Annotated in this window: 27 protein-coding genes and 1 tRNA gene; 15 read left to right on the forward strand and 13 right to left on the reverse strand. The window is 44.7% G+C overall.

Annotated elements, in window-relative coordinates; genetic code table 11:
* Positions 1 to 2: 2 nt before the first annotated feature.
* Entirely contained in the window at positions 3 to 1850 is a 1848-nt protein-coding gene (gene mnmG / locus HTH_RS00985) for a tRNA uridine-5-carboxymethylaminomethyl(34) synthesis enzyme MnmG (RefSeq protein WP_343122259.1), read from the forward strand.
* 50 nt (positions 1851 to 1900) lie between these two features.
* Positions 1901 to 2191, forward strand: a complete 291-nt coding sequence (locus HTH_RS00990; RefSeq protein ID WP_012962848.1) for a 2Fe-2S iron-sulfur cluster-binding protein — start codon at positions 1901 to 1903, stop codon at positions 2189 to 2191.
* A 2-nt stretch (positions 2192 to 2193) separates the two neighbouring features.
* Here HTH_RS00990 and HTH_RS00995 read toward each other — a convergent pair.
* Positions 2194 to 2283: transfer RNA gene (locus tag HTH_RS00995), tRNA-Ser, on the reverse strand.
* 18 nt (positions 2284 to 2301) lie between these two features.
* Positions 2302 to 3669: a phosphomethylpyrimidine synthase ThiC gene (gene thiC, locus HTH_RS01000; protein ID WP_012962849.1), complete on the reverse strand. Its 1368-nt coding sequence runs from the start codon at positions 3667 to 3669 to the stop codon at positions 2302 to 2304.
* Positions 3670 to 3778: 109 nt separating this feature from the next.
* Here thiC and HTH_RS01005 point away from each other — a divergent pair, with 109 nt between their 5' ends.
* Genes HTH_RS01005 through HTH_RS01025 form a run of 5 tightly spaced genes read left to right on the forward strand, consistent with a single transcriptional unit; the run spans position 3779 to position 9728 of the window.
* Positions 3779 to 4612, forward strand: a complete 834-nt coding sequence (locus HTH_RS01005) for a M23 family metallopeptidase (protein ID WP_012962850.1) — start codon at positions 3779 to 3781, stop codon at positions 4610 to 4612.
* Positions 4613 to 4636: 24 nt separating this feature from the next.
* Positions 4637 to 5671 (forward strand): succinate--CoA ligase subunit alpha, encoded by a 1035-nt coding sequence (locus tag HTH_RS01010; protein WP_012962851.1) that lies wholly within the window; start codon positions 4637 to 4639, stop codon positions 5669 to 5671.
* Between the two features lie 10 nt (positions 5672 to 5681).
* On the forward strand, positions 5682 to 8171 hold the full coding sequence (locus HTH_RS01015) for an AMP-binding protein (RefSeq protein WP_012962852.1): 2490 nt from the start codon (positions 5682 to 5684) through the stop codon (positions 8169 to 8171).
* On the forward strand, positions 8168 to 8569 hold the full coding sequence (locus tag HTH_RS01020) for an acyl-CoA thioesterase (RefSeq protein WP_012962853.1): 402 nt from the start codon (positions 8168 to 8170) through the stop codon (positions 8567 to 8569). Before HTH_RS01015 ends, HTH_RS01020 begins: the two co-directional genes overlap by 4 nt.
* Entirely contained in the window at positions 8550 to 9728 is a 1179-nt protein-coding gene (locus HTH_RS01025; protein ID WP_012962854.1) for an MFS transporter, read from the forward strand. Before HTH_RS01020 ends, HTH_RS01025 begins: the two co-directional genes overlap by 20 nt.
* Here the strand turns inward: HTH_RS01025 and ispD are convergent.
* Positions 9656 to 10315 (reverse strand): 2-C-methyl-D-erythritol 4-phosphate cytidylyltransferase, encoded by a 660-nt coding sequence (gene ispD / locus HTH_RS01030; protein WP_012962855.1) that lies wholly within the window; start codon positions 10313 to 10315, stop codon positions 9656 to 9658. The two genes, HTH_RS01025 and ispD, sit on opposite strands and share 73 nt — an antisense overlap.
* On the reverse strand, positions 10312 to 10653 hold the full coding sequence (locus HTH_RS01035; protein ID WP_012962856.1) for a hypothetical protein: 342 nt from the start codon (positions 10651 to 10653) through the stop codon (positions 10312 to 10314). Before HTH_RS01035 ends, ispD begins: the two co-directional genes overlap by 4 nt.
* Positions 10654 to 10749: 96 nt before the next feature.
* Here HTH_RS01035 and HTH_RS01040 point away from each other — a divergent pair, with 96 nt between their 5' ends.
* Together HTH_RS01040 and mraY are read left to right on the forward strand one after the other, a co-directional pair.
* Positions 10750 to 11322: an RNA methyltransferase gene (locus HTH_RS01040; RefSeq protein WP_012962857.1), complete on the forward strand. Its 573-nt coding sequence runs from the start codon at positions 10750 to 10752 to the stop codon at positions 11320 to 11322.
* A 1-nt stretch (position 11323) separates the two neighbouring features.
* Complete coding sequence (gene mraY, locus HTH_RS01045; protein WP_012962858.1) at positions 11324 to 12403, forward strand: phospho-N-acetylmuramoyl-pentapeptide-transferase; 1080 nt, start codon at positions 11324 to 11326, stop codon at positions 12401 to 12403.
* On the opposite strand, the gene HTH_RS01050 is transcribed toward mraY, so the two are convergent.
* Positions 12390 to 13394, reverse strand: a complete 1005-nt coding sequence (locus tag HTH_RS01050) for a siroheme decarboxylase subunit alpha (RefSeq protein ID WP_012962859.1) — start codon at positions 13392 to 13394, stop codon at positions 12390 to 12392. The two genes, mraY and HTH_RS01050, sit on opposite strands and share 14 nt — an antisense overlap.
* 17 nt (positions 13395 to 13411) lie before the next feature.
* Between HTH_RS01050 and HTH_RS01055 the strand changes: the two genes are divergently transcribed.
* Positions 13412 to 13867 carry an RrF2 family transcriptional regulator gene (locus HTH_RS01055; protein WP_012962860.1) on the forward strand — a complete coding sequence of 152 codons (456 nt, stop codon included), beginning with the start codon at positions 13412 to 13414 and terminating at the stop codon, positions 13865 to 13867.
* On the opposite strand, the gene HTH_RS01060 is transcribed toward HTH_RS01055, so the two are convergent.
* The gene (locus tag HTH_RS01060; protein ID WP_012962861.1) at positions 13860 to 15965 is read right to left on the reverse strand and encodes a ribonucleoside triphosphate reductase; all 2106 of its coding nucleotides are present in this window, start codon (positions 15963 to 15965) and stop codon (positions 13860 to 13862) included. The two genes, HTH_RS01055 and HTH_RS01060, sit on opposite strands and share 8 nt — an antisense overlap.
* 152 nt (positions 15966 to 16117) lie before the next feature.
* Between HTH_RS01060 and mtaB the strand changes: the two genes are divergently transcribed.
* Complete coding sequence (gene mtaB, locus HTH_RS01065; protein ID WP_012962862.1) at positions 16118 to 17350, forward strand: tRNA (N(6)-L-threonylcarbamoyladenosine(37)-C(2))-methylthiotransferase MtaB; 1233 nt, start codon at positions 16118 to 16120, stop codon at positions 17348 to 17350.
* 122 nt (positions 17351 to 17472) lie between these two features.
* Here mtaB and HTH_RS01070 read toward each other — a convergent pair whose 3' ends face one another.
* The 4 genes from HTH_RS01070 to HTH_RS01085 are packed head-to-tail and all read right to left on the reverse strand — an operon-like array spanning position 17473 to position 19863.
* Positions 17473 to 18210 carry an MlaE family lipid ABC transporter permease subunit gene (locus HTH_RS01070; protein ID WP_012962863.1) on the reverse strand — a complete coding sequence of 246 codons (738 nt, stop codon included), beginning with the start codon at positions 18208 to 18210 and terminating at the stop codon, positions 17473 to 17475.
* On the reverse strand, positions 18194 to 19357 hold the full coding sequence (gene aroC, locus HTH_RS01075; protein ID WP_012962864.1) for a chorismate synthase: 1164 nt from the start codon (positions 19355 to 19357) through the stop codon (positions 18194 to 18196). The genes HTH_RS01070 and aroC overlap by 17 nt, the downstream gene beginning before the upstream one ends.
* The gene (rpmB, locus tag HTH_RS01080; protein ID WP_012962865.1) at positions 19357 to 19557 is read right to left on the reverse strand and encodes a 50S ribosomal protein L28; all 201 of its coding nucleotides are present in this window, start codon (positions 19555 to 19557) and stop codon (positions 19357 to 19359) included. Before rpmB ends, aroC begins: the two co-directional genes overlap by 1 nt.
* A 21-nt stretch (positions 19558 to 19578) precedes the next feature.
* Entirely contained in the window at positions 19579 to 19863 is a 285-nt protein-coding gene (locus HTH_RS01085) for a DUF2325 domain-containing protein (protein ID WP_012962866.1), read from the reverse strand.
* Between the two features lie 195 nt (positions 19864 to 20058).
* Between HTH_RS01085 and HTH_RS01090 the strand changes: the two genes are divergently transcribed.
* Entirely contained in the window at positions 20059 to 20544 is a 486-nt protein-coding gene (locus HTH_RS01090) for an SCP2 sterol-binding domain-containing protein (RefSeq protein WP_012962867.1), read from the forward strand.
* On the opposite strand, the gene truA is transcribed toward HTH_RS01090, so the two are convergent.
* On the reverse strand, positions 20545 to 21270 hold the full coding sequence (gene truA, locus HTH_RS01095; protein ID WP_012962868.1) for a tRNA pseudouridine(38-40) synthase TruA: 726 nt from the start codon (positions 21268 to 21270) through the stop codon (positions 20545 to 20547). It abuts the gene before it with no gap.
* Between the two features lie 21 nt (positions 21271 to 21291).
* On the opposite strand from truA, the gene HTH_RS01100 reads away from it, so the two are divergent.
* A complete protein-coding gene (locus HTH_RS01100; RefSeq protein ID WP_012962869.1) occupies positions 21292 to 21921 on the forward strand; it encodes an EAL domain-containing protein in 630 nt (209 codons plus the stop codon).
* On the forward strand, positions 21918 to 22346 hold the full coding sequence (locus HTH_RS01105; protein ID WP_012962870.1) for a tetratricopeptide repeat protein: 429 nt from the start codon (positions 21918 to 21920) through the stop codon (positions 22344 to 22346). The genes HTH_RS01100 and HTH_RS01105 overlap by 4 nt, the downstream gene beginning before the upstream one ends.
* Here HTH_RS01105 and ffh read toward each other — a convergent pair.
* Both ffh and HTH_RS01115 read right to left on the reverse strand, forming a co-directional pair.
* Positions 22343 to 23653 carry a signal recognition particle protein gene (gene ffh / locus HTH_RS01110; RefSeq protein ID WP_012962871.1) on the reverse strand — a complete coding sequence of 437 codons (1311 nt, stop codon included), beginning with the start codon at positions 23651 to 23653 and terminating at the stop codon, positions 22343 to 22345. The genes HTH_RS01105 and ffh overlap by 4 nt on opposite strands.
* 39 nt (positions 23654 to 23692) lie before the next feature.
* Positions 23693 to 24304 carry a BsaWI family type II restriction enzyme gene (locus HTH_RS01115; protein ID WP_012962872.1) on the reverse strand — a complete coding sequence of 204 codons (612 nt, stop codon included), beginning with the start codon at positions 24302 to 24304 and terminating at the stop codon, positions 23693 to 23695.
* Positions 24305 to 24375: 71 nt separating this feature from the next.
* Between HTH_RS01115 and HTH_RS01120 the strand changes: the two genes are divergently transcribed.
* A complete protein-coding gene (locus HTH_RS01120; protein ID WP_012962873.1) occupies positions 24376 to 25332 on the forward strand; it encodes a DNA-methyltransferase in 957 nt (318 codons plus the stop codon).
* Positions 25333 to 25380 lie beyond the last annotated feature (48 nt).

The raw sequence follows: 25380 nt of genomic DNA on the forward strand, positions 1-25380 counted from the left end.
AACTGATGCTGGTGGATGAGTTTGATGTAGTGGTAATAGGTGGGGGTCATGCTGGCATAGAGGCAGCTCTTGCATCTGCCAGAATGGGTGCAAAGACGGTTATGTTTGTCCTTAACGCAGACACAATAGGGCAGATGTCTTGCAATCCTGCCATAGGTGGTATAGCCAAGGGGATAGTAGTCAGGGAGATAGATGCTCTTGGTGGTGAGATGGGTAAAGCCATAGACAGCACGGGCATACAGTTTAAGATGCTAAACACTCGCAAAGGCAAGGCGGTATGGTCTCCAAGAGCTCAGGCGGATAAGAAACTTTATAGGGAGTATATGAAGAAAGTCTGTGAGAGACAGGAAAATCTATACATAAAGCAGGATGAGGTGGTAGATATCATAGTAAAGGACAACAGGGTGGTAGCCGTAAAAACCAAGCTTGGTCTGGAATACAAAACTAAGACGGTGGTGGTCACAACTGGCACTTTTTTAAACGGCACCATATACATAGGAGACAAGACTTTTCCCGCAGGTAGAGCTTGGGAACCAAGGTCAGAGGGACTTGCGGAGTTCTACAAAAGGCACGGCTTCCCACTCATGAGGTTCAAAACTGGTACTCCTGCAAGGCTTGATGGAAGAACCATAGATTACTCAGGACTTGAGATAGCACCTGGTGATGATCCTCCACCCAAGTTTTCTTTTTGGACGGAGCCTGTTGGCACTTACTGGTTTCCCAAAGGTAAAGAGCAGATAAACTGCTATATTACATACACAACACCAAAAACTCACGAGATAATACGCAAAAACCTTCACAGAACAGCACTTTACGGTGGACTCATAAAAGGCATAGGTCCAAGGTACTGCCCATCCATAGAGGATAAAGTGGTAAAGTTTCCTGACAAAGACAGACATCAGGTCTTTTTAGAACCTGAAGGCTTAGATACGATAGAAGTTTACCCCAACGGTCTTTCCACATCACTGCCGGAGGAGATTCAGTGGGAGCTATACAGAAGCATACCCGGGCTTGAAAATGTAGAGCTGATAAGACCAGCTTATGCCATAGAGTACGATGTAGTGCCACCTACAGAGCTTTATCCTACTCTGGAGACAAAGAAAATAAGAGGACTCTTTCATGCGGGGAACTTTAACGGCACCACAGGTTATGAAGAGGCGGCGGGTCAGGGCATTGTTGCAGGTATAAACGCAGCTCTCAGAGCCTTTGGAAAAGAACCTATATATCTGCGAAGGGACGAAAGTTACATAGGCATAATGATAGACGACCTTACCACTAAGGGGGTTTTAGAACCATACAGACTCTTCACCTCAAGGTCTGAATACAGACTACACCTGAGACAGGATAATGCCATCCTGAGGCTCTCTAAGCTGGGCTATGAGCTGGGCCTCTTAACACAGGATCAATACAAAATCATAAAAGAGCTTCAAAGACAGATAGAAGAATGGATGAGCTTTTACAAGTCCCAAAGAACAGCTTTGGCTATAGGTTCTGAAGTAAAGAGCTATACACCTTCACAGCTACTCACATCTGACTTTACATTGGATGACCTTAAAACTTTTGGCTTTGATGTACCCACGCATCCTTTCGTCAAGGAGGTGGTAGAGATAGAGCTAAAGTATGAGCCTTACATGGAAAGGGAGCTAAAAATTAACGAAAGGCTAAAGAAACTGGAGGATGTCAAAATTCCAGAAGACTTAGATTACGATAAAATACAAGGTATAAGCAAAGAGGCAAAGGAGAAACTAAAGCGCTTTAGACCCATCACAGTGGGACAGGCATCACGCATAGACGGTATAACACCTGCCACCATAACCTCTTTATTGGCTTATCTGGGAAAGCTGGACTAAGATGAGCCAAGTCAGTGCGATATACTTACTTTAGTGTAGAATAAAAACCTATGGCAAAGGTAAAAATAAACAAGAAGATCATTGAGATCCCTGTAGGAGTTAGGTTTGGTGAGCTTCACCATGAGATAGAAAAGGCAGGTGTTGAATTTGGTTGTACAGACGGACAGTGCGGTGTATGTGTATGCACTGTAAAGAAGGGCTTGGAGTACCTTGCAGAACCTTCTGAAGCGGAAGAGGAGACCCTCTGGAGAATAGGTGAATATGATGAAAACAGAAGGCTCACCTGTCAGTTAGTTATAGAGAAGGAGCCACCAGAAATTATAGAATTAGAAACTGATTGATGCGGAGAGGGCGGGATTCGAACCCGCGGTACGGCGATTAACCGTACACAGCATTTCCAGTGCTGCGCCTTAGACCACTCGGCCACCTCTCCTAATAAGGATATTATATTTTAAGGTGAGGGCCAGTTGTCCTGAAGGATCACCTCTTCCATCTTCTCAGACACATTTTGAGATATCCTGTAAGCACAAAACTCGGGTCCGCACATGGAGCAGAACTTGGCAGTTTTGTATCCTTCCTGAGGTAGCGTCTCGTCGTGGTAAGCTCTTGCCGTCTCTGGATCTATGGCAAGCTCAAACTGTCTGTTCCAATCAAAGGCAAAGCGAGCCTTTGACATCTCAAGATCCCAGTCTTTCGCACCGGGCCAATTCTTGGCAACATCTGCAGCGTGAGCGGCAATCTTGTAAGCTATCACTCCCTGCTTCACATCTTCTATGTTAGGAAGACCAAGATGCTCCTTAGGTGTCACATAGCAAAGCATTGCCGCACCATACCAACCAGCCATAGCCGCACCTATAGCAGAAGCTATATGGTCGTATCCGGGTGCCACATCAATAACCAACGGTCCCAGCACATAAAACGGTGCCTCGTGGCATATCTTTTGCTGCAGCTTTATATTGAACTCTATCTGATCCATAGGTACATGCCCCGGACCTTCCACCATCACCTGCACACCATGTCTCCAGGCTCTTTCCGTTAGTTCTCCCAAAACTTTAAGCTCTGAAAGCTGAGCATCATCAGAGGCATCCGCTATGGCTCCGGGTCTTAGTCCATCTCCCAGAGAGAAGGAGACATCGTACTTTTTGAATATCTCGCATATCTGGTCAAAGTGTTCATATAGAGGGTTTTGCTTTCCGTGTTCTACCATCCACTGAGCCATTATGGCTCCACCTCTTGATACTATACCCATAACCCTGTGCTGAACCATAGGCAGGAACTCTCTCAAAACACCTGCGTGTATGGTCATGTAAGAAACCCCTTGCTGCGCTTGTTCTTCAATGACATCAAGGATAAGGTCCACCGTCATGTTTTTAACCTGCCCCTTTGCTCTCTTTAGAGCCTCGTATATGGGAACGGTGCCAACGGGAACGGTGCTTTCCTTTATAACAGCTTCTCTGGTTTCCTTTATGGCATCACCCGTGGAGAGGTCCATTATGGTATCCGCACCGTACTTAATGGCTACCCTCACCTTTTCTATCTCGGTGGGTATGTCAGAAGCTAAGCCCGAGTTGCCTATGTTGGCATTAACTTTTACCCTTGAGTTTATACCTATGCACATGGGTTCTAAGTGAAGGTGGTTGATGTTGGCGGGTATGATCATCCTTCCTCGTGCCACTTCCTGACGCACAAACTCGGGATGCAAGCCCTCTCTCTTTGCCACATACCTCATTTCCTCTGTTATGATACCTTCTCTGGCAAGGTACATCTGAGATTTATTTTTCAGATGCTTCCGTCTTTCTATCCACTCAGCTCTCAACATGCCCAAACCTCCTTAACAAATGGTTTTATAAATATCTTTCACTGCACGAAACTTGCAATATGATCCTTTTCCAGTTTACAATGTTTGAAACTCCCAAGGAGGTGAAATTATGAGGGAGTACATCACCATAATAATAGCTCATCATGAAGGAAAGCCTCCCAAAACGCTGAAGATACGCAAGAGCCACCTGAAAGCCTTTGTTGCATCTGCTGTGAGCTTCTGTTTTCTGTCGCTTTTATCTTACGCCACAAGCTGGCACCTTCTTTCCGAAAGGCAAAAGCTCAAAGCAGAGGCAAAAAAGCTTTTTGAAGAAAAGAAAATGGTCCTTACCCAAAAGGAACGGCTCAATCAGGAGAAGGAAGTTATGAAAGAAAAACTGAGAGCTATTGAAACTAAAATGGCTACAGTGGAAGAATATCTGTCCAAGAGGGGGGTGATAGGAAAGACCTTAGCGGTGGGAGGTGCAAGCTACAAAGATGTTTCTTACCGAGATGTTTCTTACCTTGAGTTTCTTGAAGATAGAGCAGAATATCTTCTTTCAAAGGTCAAAGCTACCCCTCTAGGCTATCCTATCTTTGGCAGGATCACCTCCCATATGGGCTGGAGGAAAAACCCCTTTGGAAGAGGTTATGAGTTTCACTCGGGTATTGATATAGAAGCACCTATAGGTAGCAAGGTAAAGGCAACAGCGGACGGTGTGGTGGAGTTTGCAGGCAGATACTTTGATTATGGAAAAGCCGTCATAATAAGACATCCATCGGGATACATTACTTTATACGGACACCTCTCGCAGATTGATGTAAAGGAAGGTCAGAAGATCAAAGCAGGGGACATTGTAGGAAGGGTTGGGTCTACGGGAAGAAGTACGGGACCACACCTTCATTACGAGGTGATAAAAAACAACAGGCCTATAAATCCTCTTGATTTTATCGCATGGAGATAAGGTATAATATCTACGGAGGTAAGCATGGAAAGAAGGTGGAAGATAGGAACGCCATACCTCAACGACAGCACAAGAATCATAGTTATGGGGATAACAGGAAGGGAAGCATCCCAAGTGGTGGCAGAGTCAGAGGCACTTTACCCCGGCTTTGTGGTAGCAGGAGTGACACCCGGTAAAGGAGGGTCAGAAGTTGCCGGTGTCCCAGTTTACAATACGGTAAGAGAGGCACAAGAGAGGCATCCAGAGATAAATACGGGAATAGTTTATGTGCCACCTGCATCTGTAAAAGACGCAGTTATAGAGCTTATAGATGCCGGCATTGGCGTCATATTTATAATAACGGAACATGTACCCATAAGGGACACGGTTTACTTTTACCACTATGCAAAGGAGAGAGGCACCATCATAGTAGGTCCTACCTCGTTGGGATGTATAATACCGAAGATACCTGCCAGGATAGGTGCCATAGGTGGAAAAGACCCATCGGTGGCTTACGCTGATGGAGGGCTGGTGATACTTTCCAAATCGGGCGGACTTACCACCACAACAGCAGAGATGTTCAAAAGGAGGGGTTGGGGTGTTTATATGGCTTTAGCACTTGGAGGGGATGTCATATCTTGTACCACATTTGCAGATGCCATAGAGAATTTAGCGGATGATCCTAATGTGAAGGGCGTTATCATACAGGGTGAGGTGGGAGGATCATACGAAGAGCAAGCTGCCGAGACCATACTCAGACTCTGGAAGGAAGGCAGATGGAACAAGCCTGTTGCGGCCTTTGTAGCAGGAAGATTCCAAGAGAGCTTGGAGGGGGTTTCCTTCGGGCATGCAGGTGCCATAGTGGAAAGGGGCAAAGGAAAAGCCACTGACAAAATAAGAGCTTTTAACGAGGTGGGTAAGATAACGGGATTGGTAAAAGTTGCAGAATTCTATCACGACCTTGTACACTGCATAGAGGAGCTAGGTGTCCCCAGAGACTTTGAAGACAGCACACCGGAAGGAAAAGTAAAACCCCTTTACTCTACCATCAACGAGGAGAACTGCCAATTTAAGGCTTAACTTACTTTTGATGGAAGTTGACCTGAAGAAAGGTACGGTGGTCCCAAGGCTGAGGGAAAGGGGTAAAACTGCCCTAATACACAAAGCTAAAAGCATCACCTACAGAGAGCTGATAGAAAATATAAAATCCTTCGCTTACCTTTTGGATGTAGCGCCAGGAGATAAGGTTGCCATAATTTCAGAAAACCGCCCCGAGTGGGTCTATGCCTTATTTGCTGTGTGGCAAAGAGGAGCTATAGCAGTTCCCATAGACTTTATGTCATCACCTCAAGAAATTGAATACATCTTAAAAGAGACAGAACCCTCTGCCATTTTCTTCTCGCAAAGCACCCGTGCCCACCTGCTTAAAGCCCTTGAGAACTCAGATAAATTTCCCCAGCTTTTTGAATTTGACAGCATAGCTCTGCCCGAGAAAAAGCTTGAACACTTTTTTCAGCTAAGTCTTCACGATACAGCTCTTATTCTCTATACCTCTGGAACCACAGGAGAGCCAAAAGGTGTGATGCTAAGCTTTAAAAACCTTCTCTCTAACATAAAAGCAATAGAAAAACTCCAGATAGCCACTGAAAGAGATATAACTCTTGCCTTGCTACCCTTTCATCACTCTTACCCCCTTATGGTAACCTTGCTGGTGCCTCTTTATATAGGTGCAACGGTGGTTTTTTTGGAAAAGCTCAGCTCAGAGGAGCTTATAAAGGCTTTAAAGGATTATAAAGTAACCATCTTGGTGGGAGTCCCAAGGCTTTACCAGCTTATGCAAAAGAAAGTGCAAGAGAGAATAAGCACGAACCCTTTAGCGTCAATACTTTTTAAACTTTCTGCTTATCTACCAAAGGCTTTAAGGAAGTGGCTGTTTTGGAAGGTTCATCAGAGCTTGGGCGGACACATAAGATTTTTGGTAAGCGGAGGTGCCAAGCTACCTATAGATACAGCTTGCTTTTTTGATAGACTCGGCTTTACCGTCATAGAAGGCTATGGACTTACCGAAACCTCACCCATAGTCTCTTTTAATCCTCCTCACAGAGTAAAGCTTGGTTCTGTTGGAGTACCTATAGAGGAAGTGTATGTAAAGATAGCGCAGGATGGTGAGATTATGGTGCGTGGTGTGAATGTGATGCAAGGCTACTTCAAAAAGCCTCAGGAGACAGAAAAAGCCTTCAAAGATGGCTGGCTTCTCACAGGGGACCTAGGATACATGGACGAAGACGGTTATCTTTACATCACGGGCAGGAAGAAGGAGGTCATAGTTCTGGCAGGTGGGAAAAATATAAACCCAGAGGAGATAGAAAACCTTATACTCAGCAAAAGCGACCTTATAAAAGAGGTGGGTGTTCTGGAAGTGGATGGCTTTTTGCACGCTCTTATACTTCCTGACATGGAGAAGGCAAAAAAGATGGGTATTCTCAATGTAAGGGAGTATATAAAGTGGACTGTCCTAGACAGAGTAAACAGGGAGCTTCCCGAGTGGAAGAGAATAACAGGCTTTAAACTCACCAGCAGGGAGCTTCCCAAAACAAGGCTGGGAAAGATAAGAAGGTTCCTGCTTCCCAGACTATACTCTGAAGAAGAAAAGGTCAAAGAGGAAAAACTGCAAATGCCAAGCACAAAAGAGTGGGAAGTGCTTTCTGATTACCTGTTTAGGCTATCTGGCAGGAAGGTAAGCCCTTCGGACCACATTGAGATAGACTTAGGTCTTGATTCTCTCGCAAAGGTTGAGCTCATAAGCTTCATAGAGAGCGCTTTCGGTGTGAAGATTGATGAGGAGGAGCTTTTAAGTCATAGCCTAATCCATGAGCTTGTAAGTCTCATCTCGGAAAAAAAGGAAAAAATTGAAATAGCTCAAGTGGATTGGGGAACAATCCTCAGGTCCGCACCACCTTACAGGCTGGAGCACTACCCTCTTGTCTTTGGATTGGGACGCTTGCTTTTGCTTCTCTTTTTCAAGTTTTATAACAGGCTGGAGGTGAAAAACTCGGAGTATCTTCCCAATCCCCCCTTCATTTTGGCATCCAATCATGCCAGCTATCTTGATGGTTTTGTACTGGCTGCATCTCTGCCCCATAGCATGGCTCAAAACACTTACTTTTTGGGAGAAGAGGCTTACTTTAGAAATCCTATTACATCCACTTTTGGAAGATTGGCACATGTTATCACAGTGAATTTGGACAAAAAGCTCAAAGAGTCTCTCCAGAAAACTGCATGGGCTTTGAGGCTTGGAAAGGCTGTAGTTATATTCCCCGAAGGTGCAAGAACTCGCGATGGCAAACTCTTACCCTTTAAAAAGGGCTTTGCAGTGCTAAGCAAGGAGCTAAATGTTCCTGTCTTGCCTGTTGCTCTGGTGGGAACCTATGACTCCATGTCTCTTAGAGACAGATTCCCAAAGCCTAAGAAGATAAAGGTTATTTTTGGAAAGCCCATACATCCAGAAGGCAGGTCCTACGAGCAGATAGTAGAAGAGACCAGAAGGAGCATAGAAGAGTTGATGAGGGAAGGCAGATGAAGCACACATATGTAAGGAGGGTACAGTTTTATGAAACGGATGCTCAGGGCATCGTACACCACTCTAACTATTTTAAATACTTTGAGGAGGCAAGGGGGGATCTTCTTCGCAGTGTAGGACTTGCTTATTCTCAGCTCAGAAAGGAGGGCTACGAAGTTGTACTTTTGGAAGCCTTCTGCAAGTATAAAAAACCCCTTGTTTATGATGAGGAGGTGCACATAGAAGTCTCTCTCACACACATGGATAGGTTTACCTTCTCCTTTGATTACAGGGTGGTTGTCCAGAGAGAGCTTAGAGCTACAGCTTATACCAAGCACTGCCTTCTCAAAAACTCAAAGCTATACTCTATTCCTGATAAAATAAAGGAAGTTTTGACCTATGGAAGAAAAGACACTTAAAAAGAGAGCTTACAGAATAGTTCTCCTTTTTGGAATAGTTAGCCTTCTTGCAGACCTGACTTACGAAGGAGCCAGGTCTATCGTAGGTCCTTACATGTCTCTGCTCGGGGCTTCGGCTTTTGCGGTGAGTTTTATTGCTGGTTTGGGTGAGTTTGTAGGGTATGCTCTGAGACTGGTCTTTGGCTATTTGGCAGACAGAACGAGACTTTACTGGGGTATTACCATAACGGGCTATCTTATAAACCTATTTTCTGTGCCGCTGTTGGCTCTGGCTCCCAGTTGGCAGTGGGCAGGTTTTCTACTTCTTTTGGAAAGGATGGGAAAATCTGTAAGAGCGCCATCAAGGGATGCTCTTCTTTCCTTTGCTACCAAAAGGATGGGACACGGTTTAGGTTTTGGCGTGCATGAGTTTTTTGATCAGATAGGTGCTTTATCGGGTCCACTTTTGGTAAGTGCTGTTATGTTCCTTACTGGAAATTACCGCCTTGCCTTTGCTCTTCTGGGTGTTCCTGCCTTCATGGCTCTTCTGACACTCATATACACTAGAATAAGCTACACAGAGAGTGTAAAGAAGGACGCAGAGGAGGAGCGGGATCAGCTAAAATCTACATTTTTTCTGTATATACTTGCCTCCTCCCTTGTGGCAATGGGCTATGCAGACTTTGCCCTTATGGCTTATCACATCAAAACAAGCGCCCTACTGCCTGATGGCTGGGTACCTCTCCTTTATGCCGCAGCTATGGGGGTGGATGCCATCTTTGCCTTACTCTTTGGGGTACTATTTGACAGGATAGGTTTTTATGCTCTTATGTTAGGAGTGCTTCTCGCTTCGCCTTTTTCACTCTTTGCCTTTTCATTAAGTGTTCCAGCCGTGTGTATAGGCATAGCCTTGTGGGGTCTTGGTATGGGCATTCAGGAGTCCATCATGAGATCAGCCATAGCAAAACTCACCCCACCTCAGGCAAGGGGTAAAGCCTTTGGTATTTTTCATTTCTTTTACGGTCTCTTTTGGTTCATAGGAAGCGCCATCCTGGGCTATCTTTATCAAGTATCCTTAGCTTATCTTATGACGTTCTCAGTCCTCTGTCAGATCATCTCCTTAGTGCCTCTTTTCATCCTCTCTAAGAGGGTCTCCGCCACGTACAGGTCTTCAGGATAAGTGATCTTTATGTTCCAGAAAGAGCCTTCCACTACTCCTACCTTAAAGCCGTACCTTTCCAAAAGAGCAGCATCATCCGTTGCATAAAAGCCTTCATTCCTTGCCTTAAAGTGGCACTCAAGTAGCACCTTTCTAACAAAAGCCTGTGGAGTCTGGGAAAGCCACACATTGCTCCTGTCTATGGTTTTTATTACCATATGACCTGCCACCTCTTTAAGGGTGTCTCTTGAAGGTACTGCGGTGATCTTTCCGTGATAATCATTTAGCTTACAGACTTTTTCAAAGAGTTTAGCATCCGCAAGGGGTCTTGCACAGTCATGAATCACAACTATCTCACCTTTAGCATGTAGCAGGCCTTCCAGTACCGAATCCTGCCTTTCTTTCCCTCCCTTCACCTTCCGGACGCCCGAAGGCACCTTTACTCTCTCTATGTCTTCCTCTGGAAGCACCAGCAGAATATCTTCAAACCTGCCTATTACCTTTTCAAGGGAATGAAGATAGATAGGCTTGCCTGCAAGCTCTACAAACTGCTTCTTTCTTCCAAAGCGCCTTCCTTCCCCCGCAGATAGCAGGATAACGCTGATCATTCCTCCTTTAATTGCTCTATCATTTCTTTTATCTCTTCCTTCAGCTCTTCAGAGATCTCCTCTTGAGATGAAAACACATAATCTCCATCTTTTTCCAGCACCATAGCTATAAGTCTAAGTCCCTTGACCTCTTGTTCCAATGTCTCCCTGGTAGTTCTGTCCAGAAACTTCTTTATGGCTTCTCCGTCGGAAAAATCAACCCTTACGTCTACCATCTCCAAAATATTTCCCTCCTTGGCGTAAACATTAAAAACCAAATACTCTCCTCCATGCAGCTTTTCCTTTAGTCCTTCAAAAAGCTTCTCCACATAACCTCTAACTTGATGTCTTACGCTCATAACCATCATTTTAAAAACTTACGCGTTTTCGTTTTTATGATGATTATCATAATAAAGGTGCGGCCTTCCACGCCTCTTTAGTATAATAAAAGACTTATGATAAACCAAAATGTTTTTATAGCTCTTCTACACTATCCGGCTTTAGACAGACACGGTAAGATAATAGTCACATCTTTCACGACTATGGACCTTCACGACATTGCAAGACCATCAAGAGCCTACGAGATAAACACCTACTACATAGTTCAGCCGGTTGATGGTCAACGCCTTGTGATAAAAAAACAGCTGGATTACTGGCTTTCTGAAGAGGGTAAAAGGACAAATCCCACGCGGAACGAGATAGTGCAGCTTGTAAAGCTCATGTACACCTTTGAAGAAGTTGTGGAGGATATCACAAATATAAGAGGAAAAAGACCTGTGATAGTGGGGACTGATGCAAGAAACTACCCCAACGCGGTGTCTTACGAGTTTTTAAGAAGAGAGATAGAAAATAGAGACAGGGACTTTTTAATAGTTTTTGGAACAGGTTATGGCATTCCCCCGGACCTTATGGCTACCTTTGATTATGTGCTTGAACCCATATACGGTGCAGGCGACTGGAATCACCTCTCTGTGAGGAACGCAGTTGCTATAATTTTAGATAGACTTTTAAGCAAAAATAGGTGCTAAGATGCTTTACCACCTTTCCCTCTGGCTTAAGGATCACTTCTTTGCCTTCAATGTTTTTAAGTACATTACCTTCAGGTCCCTTTCGGCTGTTATTGTTGCCTTTCTCATAACCCTCATCATCACTCCCATATTCGTAAAGAAGATGAAAGCGCTTCAAAGACTCTTTAAAGGATACATAAGAGAGTACACGCCAGAAGGACATCTTACTAAGAGATATATACCCAGTATGGGTGGGTTTGTCATAGTTCTCTCCCTTCTGCTTTCTTCCCTGCTTCTTATGAGACTTGACCTTGCCTACTTTTGGATCATCACCTTTTGTACATTAAGTTTTGCCTTTATAGGCTTTGCAGATGACTATGTAAAGCTGAGAAATAAAAAGGGCATATCCGCCAGAGTAAAGCTTACCGCTCAGGTGCTGGTGTCTTTTATCACCGTAATGCTCATACACACTTTCACTGAAGTGAATACCAAGCTATACTTTCCCCTTTTTAAAGACCTGCAGATAGACCTTGGCATTTTTTACATACCCTTTGCTGTGCTTGTGATCATAGCTACTTCCAATGCGGTAAACTTAACGGACGGGCTTGACGGTTTGGCTATAGGACCCGTTATGACTGCAGCTGCTTCGCTTGGTACAGTGTCCTATGTGGTAGGACATTACACCCTGTCTAAGTATCTCAACATACCTTATGTTCCTTATGCTGGAGACCTCACGGTGCTGTGCTTTGCTATAGTGGGTGCTGGTCTTGGCTTTCTGTGGTTTAATGCTTATCCTGCCCAGCTCTTTATGGGTGATGTGGGTTCCCTCTCGTTGGGCGCAACGCTGGGAGTTATTGCTCTCATATCCAAGTCAGAGCTATTACTTCCCATTGCTGGGGGTATATTTGTGTTTGAAACTCTAAGTGTGATCCTTCAAGTGGCTTACTTTAAGCTTACGGGGGGAAAAAGACTCTTCAGAATGGCTCCTTTCCATCACCACTTAGAACTCTCGGGCATGCCTGAGCCTAAGATAGTGGTAAGAATGTGGATAATCTCCTTGCTCCTTGGCATACTCACCGTATCTACCCTCAAGCTGAGATAAGCTCCTTAAACCATCTCTCAAACTCTTCAGAAAAGTACTTTATCCTGACCTTTTTGAACTCCCTTGTGCTAAAAAGCAGAGCATACTTACTGAGTGCCTTCTCCCTGCTTATAGTTTCCGCAAGAAGCTTTATCTCCTCCTGCCCCTTCCCGTGCATCATGGCAAAGAGATTGTACCTGAACTTTTCGGAAGTTGTCCTCTGATAGCAGTGGGAAACACCTTTAAAGCCTGCTATGTATCTGCCTACCTCTTCTATGGCATCTTCGGGAACTTCCCAGACACTCATGGCATTGGCAACATATCCCGCTCTTCTATGGTAAAGTACCGCGGAAATTCTCCTTAGTACTCCCCTCTCTTTTAGTGCGCTGAGCTTTTCTAAAAGCTCTTCCTCGGACATGCGAAGCCTTTTGGCATACTCAAGGAAGGGTCTTTCCACAAGAGGAAAGCTTCCCTGCGTAATACTCACTATCCTTTTCTCTTCCTCTGTAAGAGGAGTATAAGTGTAAACCTTTGTATCAACGCTTTCCTTTTCAGCGGGAGATTCGTAATCAAGCTTCACACCTATCTTAAAGAGCCTTACTACTCTTAAAACCAGGTAGTCCTTAACTCTTTCCCTTTCAGCCATCAGTCTTACGACATCTTCAAGCTCCGAAATCTCTGGTGGGACTGCTAAGGTAAACCACAGATTAAAGTCATGCGTCCGCTCGTAGTTGTGGCTGACACCCGGGCAGGCATTCACAAAGTTGGCTACCTCCTCCAATTTCTGTCTGTCAACCTTGAAGGCTATTAAAGCTGAATCATAACCGAGCAGTCTGCTGTCGTATATGGGTGCTATGTGCCTTACTATACCATCTTCTACAAGTTTTTCTATGGTCTTTAGAAGTTTACCTTCCTCAATGCCAACCTCCTGAGCAAGCACAGAAAAGGGCTCCTTGACTAACGGTATATCCTTCTGTATGATTTTTAGAATCTTGTCAAATTCATTTCCCATGCTATAATTATAACATTATGATATACTCAGAAACAGTAAAGTATGCACTCTTGGCTTTGGCTTACTTGGCGCTCAACAGGGACAGGCTTGTCAAGGTGGAGGAGATAGCTGAAGCACAGAAGATACCTAAGCCTTTTCTGTCCAAGATATTTCACAAGCTGGCAAGGGAAAGGGTGCTCAGGTCTTACAAAGGTCCTACAGGTGGTTTTGCCCTCGCAGTACCTCCCGAACAGATTACCATAATGGATGTGATACGCTACTTGGATGAGGACTACAAGCTGGATTACTGCGCCCTGAGACCTGGAAGGTGCGAAGAGTGGCAGGTGTCGCCGTGCAGGGTACACGAAAAGTGGACGCGCCTGAGAGATACTATAATGGACTATCTTAATAACACTACCATAGCTGAGCTGGCTGAGGTGGAAGAAAAGCACAGGCATGAAAAGCCTGTGCAGTTGGAAAAGTTCTCTAAATAACATACTCAAGCCTGTCCTTGAACTCCTCCTGCTTTCCTCTGTTCCACCTCTGCACAGGTCTGTAGTAGCCTACCACTCTTGAGTAAACCTCTGCAGGTTTTCCACACTCGGGACATGTAAAATGCTCTCCCCTGATGTAGCCGTGGTCTTCACACACGGAGAAGGTAGGCGTTATGGTAATGTAGGGTACGGGGTATAACTCAAGGACTTTCTTAACGAAGTTGGCAACAGCTAACTCGTTGGGAGATTCCTGAAGGAAGAAGTGGATAACTGTCCCGCCCGTGTAAAGCACCTGAAGGTCCTTTTGATGCTCAAGCACTTCAAAAGGGTCATCTGTAAGCCCCACAGGAAGGTGTGTGGAGTTGGTGTAGTAAGGCTCTTTTTCACCTGCGGTGATTATGTCTGGAAATTTTGCCTTGTCTATCTTTGCAAGCCTGTAAGAGGTGCCTTCTGCAGGTGTCGCTTCAAGGTTATAAAGGTGTCCCGTTTGTTCCTGAAAGTCCGCAAGCTTCTCTCTCATAAACTTAAGGACTTTTATTGCAAAATCCCTACCCTCCTTCTCCGCTATGGAAACACCCAGCAGGTTAAGGCATGCCTCGTTCATACCTATAAGACCTATGGTGGAAAAGAAAGTGTCAAAGGAGTCCAGGTATTCTCTGGTATAGGGCATAAGACCCTTCTTTAGATTTCTCTCAATGACCTTCCTCTTTATCTCAAGGCTTTCTCTGGCAAGCTCCATAAGGTGGGATAGCCTTGCGAGAAACTCCTCCTCATCCTTTGATAAGTAGGCTATTCTGGGAAGGTTTATGGTTACCACACCTATGCTACCCGTTTTGTCCGCACTCCCAAAGAGTCCCCCCATTCTGCTTCTGAGTTCCCTAAGGTCAAGCTGCAGCCTGCAACACATACTCCTCACATCCCCGGGCTTTAACGAGCTGGATATGAAGTTCTGGAAGTAAGGTATGCCGTACTTGGCAGTTATCCTCCAGAGAAGCCTCGCGTTCGGAGATTCCCATACGAAGTCGGGCGTTATGTTGTAGGTAGGTATGGGAAAGGAGAAAATTCTTTCCATGTAATCACCTTCCATCATCACCTCAAGGAAAGCTCTGTTTATAATGTCCATCTCCTTTTGGAAATCCCCGTAGTAGCCTATATCGGGTCGCTCTACGCCTCCTATTATGACAGGTCTTTCCTTCATGTCCTCAGGCACAGTCCAGTCAAAGGAGAAGTTTATGAAAGGTGCTTGAGACCCCCACCTTGATGGCACATTCAGGGAAAAGACCAGCTGTTGGATGAGCTGTTTTACCTCCTCGTAAGAGAGTTTGTCCACCCTTACAAAGGGAGCTAAATAGGTGTCCACAGAATTAAGCGCCTGAGCGCCTGCAAACTCCATCTGGGTGCATCCTAAGAAGTTCACTATCTGACCAAGAAGGGAAGACAGGTGCTTTGCGGGACCTGCAGTCACCTTACCGTAGCCACCTCTAAAGCCTTTACGAAGAAGGTCTTCCAGAGACCAGCCCGCACAGTAGCCCACTATACCGTGCGAAAGGTCGTGTATGTGAAAGTCTCCCTCTCTGTGAGCTTTTGCTATCTTCTCTGGATACACATGGGTAAGCATGTAATGAGCTATAACTGTGCCTGCAGTATGTAGCATAAGACCGGAAAAAGAGTAGCTTGCATTGGCGTTTTCCTGCACCCTCCAGTCCTGCTTATGTATATACTCCTGAACTACCCTCTCCGCATCCACTATGGCGTTGGATATGTCTCTGAGTTCCTCCCTCCTCTTTCTGTACAGTATGTAAGCCTTTGCAGTTTTGGCAAAACCGTGCAGTATGAGAGTTTCTTCCACAAGGTCCTGAATTTCCTCCACATGCACCCTCTGCTTACCCAAGCTTAAAACTTTTGTAACTACATCTTCCACAAGCTCATCAAGTATGCTTTGCTCAACAAACTCGCCGACAGCCTTAAAAGCTTTGAACATAGCTCTCTGAATCCTTGACCTGTCAAAGGGAACAAGAATCCCGTCCCTTTTCACAACCAGAGGAAGCTCTCTCTCCACCTTCCTTTTAAGCTCTTCCACTCCTCCTATCCTGAGCATCCCTTTACCTCCTTCATAGTTTGATTACTTTAAAATCATAAAAGTTCTTTATCTTCAGTCAAGCCTCCCTGAGCCTACTCCCAAAGGGTATTACCTGTGGGGAAAATAACTCACCTGCGGAACGATACTTTTGTGGGATAATTTATTTTCTCATGAGGGGCGTAGCTTTTTTTACGCTGGGTTGCAGGAGCAACGAGTTTGACACCCACTTTATAGCTCATCAGTTTCAGCTCAAGGGCTACCAAGTTGTGGACTTTGATAAAGCTGACATATATGTAATAAACACCTGCAGTGTGACTGCAGGGGCAGAAAGGTCCTCTCGGCAGGCCATATACAGAGCCAAGAGGTTAAACCCTAATAGCTTGGTGGTGGTCACAGGTTGCTACGCACAGATAAACCCACAGGCTCTGTCTGAGTTAAAAGAGGTAGACCTGGTGGTAGGAAACACTCACAAGAGGGACATACTCAGAATAGTTGAAGAATATCTGAGCGAAAGGAAAGGAAAAGTTTATGTGGACAATGTGTTCAGACAAAACAGCGTGGAGAGTTTTGAGCTAATTACCTACTTTGAGAAGGTAAGACCTTTTGTGAAAGTTCAAGAGGGTTGCAACAGGTTCTGCAGTTTCTGTGTGATCCCCTTTGCCAGAGGCAAGTCAAGGAGCGTCCTAAAGGAGAAAGTCCTAAAGGAGGCGGAGCTTTTGGCGGAAAGGGGCTTTAAGGAAATAGTCCTAACGGGAACACAGCTCACTCAGTACGGCTGGGACATAGCAACAGACCTCTGCGACCTTTTAAAGGATCTTGTCAAGATAAGGGGGATAGAGCTTATAAGGCTATCCTCTCTCTACCCTTCGGAGATAAGTCAGAAGCTTCTGGATTTTGTGCTTTTGGAAGAGAAGATAGCCCCTCACTTTCATTTGCCACTTCAAAGTGGCTCAGACAGGATTCTACAGCTTATGAGAAGAGATTACAGCGTAAAGGACTACGTTCATCTTGTGGAGAAAGTAATAGAAAAAAGACCCCTCTCTTCTGTGGGGACGGATGTGATAGTAGGTTTCCCCTCCGAAAGTGATAAAGATTTTGAAGAGACCTACAAGCTTCTTAGCCAGCTTCCCATACACTACATGCATGTATTCCCTTACTCGGACAGGGAAGGCACAAAAGCCTGTAAGATGAGCCGGAAGGTCAGCCAGAAAGTAAAAAAGGAGAGAGTGAAAACCCTCAAATCCCTTGACCAACAAAAGAGAGCGGAGTTTTTAAAGAAGAACGAAGGTAAGGAGCTGAGAGCTTTGGTCATAGAAGAGAACATGCTCTTGACGGAAAACTACCTGAACTTAGAAAGGGAAGGCTACACATCCATAGGTGAGCTTGTAAGGGTTAAGGTTTAAAAGGCCCACCCCCATTGCCGGGGGTGGTGAGGAGGTGTGCCATGGGGAGGGGTTTATAAATACCCTTTTATTAGTTATCACTTATAGGTATTATAAGAAATTTTTATAAAAAAGCAAGAGGTTTAGAATATGATGGCAGTCAGGAAGTAGTCGGATATGAGTATTAGCATAGAGGAGACTACTACGCTGTTGGTGGTGGCTCTGCCTACACCTTCTGTGCCACCGCCTGTGTAAAAGCCAAAATAACAGCTAACCGCTGAGATGATAAGACCAAAGAAAACAGCCTTGTAAAGACCGCCTATAAAGTCATAAAACTCAGCTATGTCCCTCATTTTCTCCCAGAAGAGGTACTCGTTTACGCCAAAGAGCTTTACCGCAACAAACCAACCACCAAACACACCCGCTATGTCTGCCAGAATTACCAGCATAGGAACACCTAAAACTCCTGCAAATACCCTGGGAGACACCAGATAACTCACAGGATTTATGCCCATAACTTCTAGCGCATCTATCTGCTCCGTTATCCTCATAGTGCCTATACTGGCAGTCATGGCAGAGCCTACTCTTGCCACCACCATAAGAGATGCCAAAACAGGTCCCAGCTCCCTTCCCATGGATATGGCAACCACAGCTCCTATGAGAAACTCAGCGTTAAACCTGTGGAAAGTGCTGTAAGTTTGCAGAGCAATTACACCACCAGAAAATATGGAAGTTATAACCACCACGGGGACAGTTTCCGCACCCAGGTAAGCCAGCTGGCTTATGAAGTGCCTGAGCTTTGGAGGGTTTACAAACATAAAGTATATGCCCATCAAGGTAAGGATTACTCCCCTTCCCACCTCTTCAATAACTCTTAACATGCCTTAAGTACCTCTCGTACCTCTCCTTTACCTCCTCCATAAAGTCCCCACCAAGCTTCTCCAGAAGAGCATCCGCCAGCACTATGGCAAGCATGGCTTCAGCCACTACGGATGCTGCAGGCACCGCAACCACATCCGACCTCTCCTTTCCGGCTCTTACCTCCTCTTTGGTTTCTATATCCACACTCCTTAGTGGTTTTGTAAGTGTAGGTATAGGTTTCATTACGGCTCTTACAAGCAGTGGCATGCCGTTGGTCATTCCACCCTCCGTTCCTCCAAGGTGGTTGGAGTATCTAAAGTATCCATCTTTTTCTGACCATCCTATCTCGTCATGCACCTCAGAACCAAAGCGCCTGCCGGCTTCAAAGCCAAGCCCGAACTCCACACCTTTTATGGCATGTATGCTAAGTATTGCCTGCGCTATCCTTCCGTCTATCCTTTTGTCCCACTGGATGTGGCTACCAAGTCCTGGAGGGACACCCACAGCAAACACTTCAAATATACCCCCCAAGCTCTCGCCTTTCTCTCTTGCCTCGTCTATAACCTTCATAAACTCCTCATCCTTTGTAGGGTCGGGAAATCTTACAGAAGAAGACTCAGCAAGCTCGTGCCTTCTCAAAAGGTCCTGCTCCTTCAGAGGAGGAGAGCACTTTCCTATGCTTACCACATAGCTGCCTATCTTTATGCCGAGTTCTTCCAGAAACCTTTTGCATACCGTACCCACCGCTACCCTACCCACCGTCTCCCTCGCGGAAGCCCTCTCTAGCACATTTCTGAGGTCTCTCTGGTTATACTTTATGCCACCCACCAGGTCTGCATGACCCGGCCGTGGTCTTGTGAAAGGCACAGCACCCTCCGGTCTTTTCCCTTCTATAGCCATCTTCTCCTGCCAGTTTTCCCAGTCTCTGTTTTGCACCAGCATGGCTATTGGACTACCCAGAGTTTTACCAAAGCGTACACCCGATAGTATCTCCACACTGTCTTTTTCTATTTTCATCCTTCCTCCCCTTCCGTATCCTCTCTGTCTTCTCTCCAGCTCCCTGTTTATGTATTCCGTGCTGATATCCAAGTTAGCCGGAATACCCTCAAGTATGCAAACTACAGCCTTTCCGTGAGACTCCCCTGCGGTCAGAAACCTTATAGGCATCAGCCTGTTCTTACCGCCTTTACCACCTTACCAGCCTTCAGGCACTTGGCACACACATAAACCCTCTTAACAGTGCCGTTGTTTAGCCTTACTCTCATCTTGTGAAGGTTTGGCTTGAAAGTTCTGGAGTTTCGCTCCGCGGAAAAGGTCACACTTTTGCCAAACTTGGTGGTTTTGCCACACACATAACACCTTGCCATCTTTTACCTCCTTTAAATAGATTATTTTACCTCATTTACCAGCTCCTTGATCTTCTTCTCAAGGCTACAAACCCCGTGAGAGTGGCAAAAGATGCACCTATCCTTTGCGTACTTTTTGGCAAGCTTTACCATGTTGTGCCCGCTCAAAGATGTAAATACTATTACCCAGTCCGCGCACGCCAGAGCGCTGTCTATGTTCTGCTGAGTTTCCTGATTTATGAACTTTATGCTCAAGCGATATCTCTTAGCCATTTCCTCCACCTTAGACTTTAGCCTGTCATGACCTCCTAGAATTACCAGCCTCATCTCTACCTCCTTATTGAGATTTAGTCTCAATTTTATATTGTAGGGATAAAGAAGGCAAGATGATAAAGCTCAGAAAATTATTATTTTCTTATACCCTTAAATTGAAAAAGCTTATCCACAGATAAGAAGATCTTATGGTAAGTTGATGGCTCTGAATTACATTTTAAACACCACCAAAGATTGGGAGGTTTAGGTATGAAGTGGGTTATGTTGAGTTTTTTAGGAATTGTGGGAAGCTCCTTTGCGGTGCCTGTCTTCATGGACGGTGAGTATGCCAAAGCTTTCTGCGATGCATGGAACAAAACACCGCAACTTGTGGAAGAGCTTGGCAAGAGCGAAAGCTGGACGGCGGTGCCGGAGAGAAAAATATTCATGTACAGAGAGGACTGCGGTGAAGCAAAACAGATTCAGCTAACCATAAAAAACGAGCAGGGGAAAGCTGTATGCGTTTACGGTGGTCCAGCCAAAGACAAGAGAGGTCCCAACGACTTTCTCATGTATGCCCAAACCCAGAGATGGCTGGAGATGGGAAAGGGAGAGTACGGACCTATGAAGGCTATGATGTTTGGAAGGCTCAAGTTTGAAGGTCCCAAGTTCGTTGCCATGAAAAACATGGGACCCTTCGAAGCCTTCTTAAAATTGATAGATAAGCCTCCTCACGATGCGAGCAGGTGTCCATAATTAAAGCAGAACTTTTTCTAAGGTCAGTCCTTTGGCTTTAGCTGTGTAGGGGCAGGTTTTTCTGTTGGAAAGGTACTCCTCCAAATGTGATAGATTTATTCTCCCCAAACCTATCTGGACCATACAGCCTACCATTCTTCTGACCATGTACCTCAAAAAGCTCCTTGCCCTGAAGCTTATCTCTATGAGGTCTTCCACCTTTGAAAGTCTCACCTCCTCCAGGTCTATCACAGTGTTTTTATCCTCCTCTTCCTTCTTGGCAAAGGCGGAAAAATCTCTCCTGCCTGCTAAAAGCTCACAAGCTTTTTGCATCTTAGAAAGGTCAAGCTTTTGTGGAACCCTCCAGGCGAAGGGCTCTATAAAAGCGTCCCGTGAGAAGGAGTTTAGCACTCTGTAGACATACACCTTACCCCTAACCGAGTATCTGGCGTTGAACCCCTCTTGCACCCACACCCTCTTTATGCCCACATCCTCAGGTAGCAGAGAGTTTAGAGCTTTTAAAAGTTTATAAGGCTCCATCTCCTTTTTGGCATAAAAGTTTGCCACATACTCTTTTGCATGCACTCCCGCATCCGTCCTGCAACACCCAACCAGCTTGATATCCTCTCTAAACACCTTTTCTAAACTCTCCTTTATAACACCCTGAACGGTCCTGAGGTTTGGTTGTACCTGCCAGCCGTGAAAGTTTGTGCCCACATAGGAAAGCAAGAGTACATAGTTGGGCATGGTAAAATTATATTGAGAGTTATGCTTTACATTGGAGATGACAAAAACTTAAAGGTTTATGCGGTTCTTGAAAATGTGGTAGAGATAGAAACAGGAAACCTTTATGGCTACAGATTGGTTTCAAGAATAATTTACGGTAATGAGGAGGGGAGTTTTGCAGAAGTAGCCAACAGAGAACTCAAAATGAGGATAGAGATGGCGGTTTTGGAAGCGGTGCGATCTGCCAATAAAAGCGGTGTCATCTTCGTAAACCTCCCAGTATCCGTAAACATAGAAAGTCTGCCTCTTTATGGGAAGAACGTGGTGGTGAACCTTCCCATGGGCATGGGACTTAAAAACCTTTACATATACAGGAGCAGGATAAAGAGGTGCGGATTGGGCACAGCTCTGGATGATTTTACCACCATAGGTTATGAACTCAGAGAGATTATGTTTGGTGCCTTTGATTATGTATTTTTCAGTGATAGCTTTTACACAAATGCCAACAAAAAGGATTTGAAAAAAGCAGTGGAGCTTGTAAAGTATTATGGTTCAAAGGTGTGCTTTAAAAAGATAGATACGACCAGTAAACTGGAGATGGCCAGAAGTGTGGGTGCACAGCTGGGGCACGGTTTCCTGTTTGGATACGAGCAGATAAAGGCTCAGCTATGAAAAAGGTGCTGGTTTTTATTCTCTCCTTTGCCTTCTCCTGTGCGATGCCAAGAGTCATAGTGCTTGATGACCCTCTTACTGCGGAGGAGCATCTTAACCTCGGCTACATATACGAAAGAAAAGGTGAGCTAAAGCCGGCTAAGGAAGAGTACGAAAAGGCTCTGCAAAAAGATAAGAATATGTGGAAGGCACACTTTAACCTTGGCAATGTGTATGCAAAAATGGAGGATTATGCAAAAGCGGAAAGGGAATATAAAAGAGCTTTGGAGCTTAAGCCCAACGATCCTGACATACTCAATAACTTAGCCTGGGTGCTTTACAAGCAGGGAAGGAAGGAGGAAGCCCTTTTACTCATAAAAAAAGCCATAAGCATAGATGATAGAGAGGAATATAGGAATACTCTCAGAGAGATAGAAGGAAGCTAAAACTTGAAGGGAAACCTGGGCAGTTTAGGTATCCCTTGCATGCCCTTGAGTCTCTTTATCATCTTTTTCATCTCTTCGTACTCTTTTAAAACCTTGTTTACATCCCCTACGCTCGTCCCACTGCCTTTTGCTATCCTTACCTTCCTGCTCATATTTATGATTTTTGGATTTCTTCTTTCTTCCTTGGTCATGGAAAGTATTATGGCTTCAGTTTTTTTGAATTTCTTCTCGTCTATTTTTAAATTTTTTAGTTCTGCACTCACGCCTGGTATCATGCCGAGGATCTTCTCAAGTGGTCCCATGCTCTTTATAAACCTTATCTGCTTTAACATGTCTTCAAGGTCAAACTCTCCCATCATGATCCTGGTGGCAAGCACCTGCGCTTCATCTTCGGGTATAATCTGCTGAGCTTTCTCTATAAGGCTTTGAAGATCACCAAGTCCCAGTATTCTCTGAGCTATCCTGTCAGGATAAAAAATCTCTATATCTTCCAGTTTTTCGCCTACACCCACAAACTTTATAGGTACACCTATTGCCTCCTTGACAGAAAGCGCCACCCCACCCCTCGCATCACCATCCATCTTGGTAAGGATCACTCCCGTTAAGGTAATGCTTTCGTGAAAAGCCTTTAAAGCTCGCAGAGCTTCTTGTCCCTGCATAGCATCCGCAACATAAATAACTTCAGAAGGCTTGACAGCTTCCTTTATTCGCTTTAGCTCCTCCATCAGCTCCTCATCTATGTGAAGCCTTCCAGCGGTATCAATGAGCAGGTAATCCACACCTTCCTTTTTAGCTCTTTCCAGAGCTTTTGTGGCTATTTCTACAGGTGAAGCTTCATCAAAACTGTAATATGGTACTCCCACTTTCTCAGCAAGCCTCTGGAGCTGGAGCATGGCTGCAGGTCTTCTTACATCCGTTGAAGAGACAGCCACTTTAAAGCTCTGGTTCTTTAAAAAGTTGGCAAGTTTGCCTATGGTGGTAGTCTTTCCAGTTCCCTGCAGTCCCACAAAGATTACCACTCCCCTTTTGAGGTCAGCTTTTTCACCACCAAGTATGCTGGTAAGCTCTTCGTAAACTGTCAGCACTACGCTGTCAGCAGGGGAAAGCTTATTCTTTATATCCTCGTTTATAGCTCTGTCTCTGACCTTCTTGAGAAAGGACTTTACAACATCGTAATCTACATCAGCTTCCAAGAGTGCCATCCTTATATCTCTTAAAATGTCGTTGACTTGCTTCTCCGTTAGCTTTCTAACACCCCTTAATTTGGATAGACTCTTGCTGAATCTCTCTGTAAGCAGGTCAAGCATACTATTAATTATAATTCAGATACACGCCTGGTGAGAAATTCAGAAAGTCTGTGATAATAAAAGCTCCCTTATGCAGTTCTTCAGGTGGTCATTTCCCACATAAAAATTCCTGCTCTTGAAAGGTGGTCCTTTATCTATTACGAATACAGCAGCCATTTCGTTCTCTAAAATCGTCCTCCACTTTGCCTGCTTGTATGGGTTGTCTGGATTGTAGAGTTCAAAATCACTATCTGGAGTGACAATTATATACTTAAAATCCCGTCCCGTTTTCTTTAATGACCAGTAAGCGGACTGTGCCCCTCTTTCCCTGAAAGACTTTTTAGAAGAAATAACACAAACTATTCTTCTTGAGAGTTTGTGATATATAACTATGTCCGCATCCATATACATATAAACCTCTTCTCCCGTCTCTCTTGTGTATTTGACAGAAAGTATTAAATGAGGAAGCTCTACACTCTCATCTCTTTCAAAGTCCCTGAGAACAAAGGTTTCTGCTCTTACTGCCTGAGCTGGTCCATGCCCGATAATACACTCTTCCCTTATTTTGTTGTCCTGCGCAAGAATTTGCATTATACGCTTCTCAATAGCTTCTCCTACAAGGGATACCTCTCTTTGTCTTTTCCTTCTAACTTCCTTTTCATCCGCATCCATCGGAAGCCTAATTATAACTAAAGGAACCGCGGGTAAAGTAGCCCCCAGAATTTAGTGGTATAATTTCTTCTATGAAATATCTGAGAAAAAAAGACTTCAAGGAGACAAAAGTAAGAATTCTTACAGCGTTATACGAGAGACTCAAAGAGCTCTCTATAGAAAAAGGGGTGAGTTTAAATGTCCTGTTTAATAAAGCGTTGGAGAGTTTTTTAAGAGAGCAGGAAAAAGAGGATGCTACCGAAGCTATAGAAAAGCAAAACTTGTTTTACGATGATGGGCAGATAAGATTGCTGCTCAATGACTTCTTGAAAGTGGATCTGGAAGAGCTAAGGGGGAAAGTGAATTTAATAGTGACCTCTCCTCCTTACAATGTGGGGATGGAGTATGGGACTATAGACGATAGCATGGGATATGAGGAGTATTTGCGCTTTACTGAGAGGTATCTTAAAAGGTTTTACCAACTGCTTGCGGATGATGGAAGAGTGTGTCTTAACATACCCCTTGACAAAAACAAGGGAGGTATTCAGAGCGTATATGCTGATGTGGTGTGCCTGGCAAAGAAAGTAGGACTCAAATATCAGAGCACAATAGTCTGGAATGAGCAAAACATCTCAAGGAGAACTGCCTGGGGTAGCTGGCTGTCTGCATCCGCTCCATACATTATAGCCCCAGTAGAGATGGTAGTCTTGCTATATAAGGAAGACTGGAAAAGAAGAGACAGGGGAAAGACCACCATAAGCAGGGAAGAGTTCATAGAGTGGACAAACGGAATGTGGACTTTCCCAGGAGAGAACAGGAAAGCTCTTGGTCATCCGGCTCCTTTCCCTCTTGAACTACCGCTAAGGTGTATAAAGCTATTCTCCTATGAGGGAGACCTTGTCCTTGACCCTTTTGTTGGTTCAGGAACTACCATGGTAGCCTGCAGAAAGTTAAACAGAAAGGGTGTGGGGATTGATATAAATAAAAATTATCTCAAACTTGCAGTAAAGAGAATTAAGGAGGTTTCCCCAGCCATGTTCTCTTGGTAAGACACTCTATCATGCTTGATTTCTCACCCGGCGTATACTATTAATTAT

The sequence above is a fragment of the Hydrogenobacter thermophilus TK-6 genome (genome assembly GCF_000010785.1).
GTDB lineage: Bacteria > Aquificota > Aquificia > Aquificales > Aquificaceae > Hydrogenobacter > Hydrogenobacter thermophilus.

Excerpts from the sequence above, each read along its gene's own strand:
- HTH_RS01015 (WP_012962852.1), top strand. The coding sequence starts at position 5,682 with ATGGAAGTTGACCTGAAGAAAGGTACGGTGGTCCCAAGGCTGAGGGAA.
- ispD (WP_012962855.1), bottom strand. The coding sequence starts at position 10,315 with ATGATCAGCGTTATCCTGCTATCTGCGGGGGAAGGAAGGCGCTTTGGA.
- HTH_RS01050 (WP_012962859.1), bottom strand. The coding sequence starts at position 13,394 with ATGGGAAATGAATTTGACAAGATTCTAAAAATCATACAGAAGGATATA.
- HTH_RS01090 (WP_012962867.1), top strand. The coding sequence starts at position 20,059 with ATGAAGTGGGTTATGTTGAGTTTTTTAGGAATTGTGGGAAGCTCCTTT.
- HTH_RS01060 (WP_012962861.1), bottom strand. The coding sequence starts at position 15,965 with ATGCTCAGGATAGGAGGAGTGGAAGAGCTTAAAAGGAAGGTGGAGAGA.
- HTH_RS01040 (WP_012962857.1), top strand. The coding sequence starts at position 10,750 with ATGATAAACCAAAATGTTTTTATAGCTCTTCTACACTATCCGGCTTTA.
- HTH_RS01035 (WP_012962856.1), bottom strand. The coding sequence starts at position 10,653 with ATGAGCGTAAGACATCAAGTTAGAGGTTATGTGGAGAAGCTTTTTGAA.
- HTH_RS00990 (WP_012962848.1), top strand. The coding sequence starts at position 1,901 with ATGGCAAAGGTAAAAATAAACAAGAAGATCATTGAGATCCCTGTAGGA.
- HTH_RS01025 (WP_012962854.1), top strand. The coding sequence starts at position 8,550 with ATGGAAGAAAAGACACTTAAAAAGAGAGCTTACAGAATAGTTCTCCTT.
- HTH_RS01105 (WP_012962870.1), top strand. The coding sequence starts at position 21,918 with ATGAAAAAGGTGCTGGTTTTTATTCTCTCCTTTGCCTTCTCCTGTGCG.
- HTH_RS01005 (WP_012962850.1), top strand. The coding sequence starts at position 3,779 with ATGAGGGAGTACATCACCATAATAATAGCTCATCATGAAGGAAAGCCT.
- HTH_RS01115 (WP_012962872.1), bottom strand. The coding sequence starts at position 24,304 with ATGGATGCGGATGAAAAGGAAGTTAGAAGGAAAAGACAAAGAGAGGTA.
- HTH_RS01010 (WP_012962851.1), top strand. The coding sequence starts at position 4,637 with ATGGAAAGAAGGTGGAAGATAGGAACGCCATACCTCAACGACAGCACA.
- HTH_RS01070 (WP_012962863.1), bottom strand. The coding sequence starts at position 18,210 with ATGTTAAGAGTTATTGAAGAGGTGGGAAGGGGAGTAATCCTTACCTTG.
- HTH_RS01100 (WP_012962869.1), top strand. The coding sequence starts at position 21,292 with ATGCTTTACATTGGAGATGACAAAAACTTAAAGGTTTATGCGGTTCTT.
- truA (WP_012962868.1), bottom strand. The coding sequence starts at position 21,270 with ATGCCCAACTATGTACTCTTGCTTTCCTATGTGGGCACAAACTTTCAC.
- aroC (WP_012962864.1), bottom strand. The coding sequence starts at position 19,357 with ATGCCTATAAGGTTTCTGACCGCAGGGGAGTCTCACGGAAAGGCTGTA.
- rpmB (WP_012962865.1), bottom strand. The coding sequence starts at position 19,557 with ATGGCAAGGTGTTATGTGTGTGGCAAAACCACCAAGTTTGGCAAAAGT.
- ffh (WP_012962871.1), bottom strand. The coding sequence starts at position 23,653 with ATGCTTGACCTGCTTACAGAGAGATTCAGCAAGAGTCTATCCAAATTA.
- HTH_RS01020 (WP_012962853.1), top strand. The coding sequence starts at position 8,168 with ATGAAGCACACATATGTAAGGAGGGTACAGTTTTATGAAACGGATGCT.
- HTH_RS01120 (WP_012962873.1), top strand. The coding sequence starts at position 24,376 with ATGAAATATCTGAGAAAAAAAGACTTCAAGGAGACAAAAGTAAGAATT.
- HTH_RS01085 (WP_012962866.1), bottom strand. The coding sequence starts at position 19,863 with ATGAGGCTGGTAATTCTAGGAGGTCATGACAGGCTAAAGTCTAAGGTG.
- mraY (WP_012962858.1), top strand. The coding sequence starts at position 11,324 with ATGCTTTACCACCTTTCCCTCTGGCTTAAGGATCACTTCTTTGCCTTC.
- HTH_RS01055 (WP_012962860.1), top strand. The coding sequence starts at position 13,412 with ATGATATACTCAGAAACAGTAAAGTATGCACTCTTGGCTTTGGCTTAC.
- mtaB (WP_012962862.1), top strand. The coding sequence starts at position 16,118 with ATGAGGGGCGTAGCTTTTTTTACGCTGGGTTGCAGGAGCAACGAGTTT.
- thiC (WP_012962849.1), bottom strand. The coding sequence starts at position 3,669 with ATGTTGAGAGCTGAGTGGATAGAAAGACGGAAGCATCTGAAAAATAAA.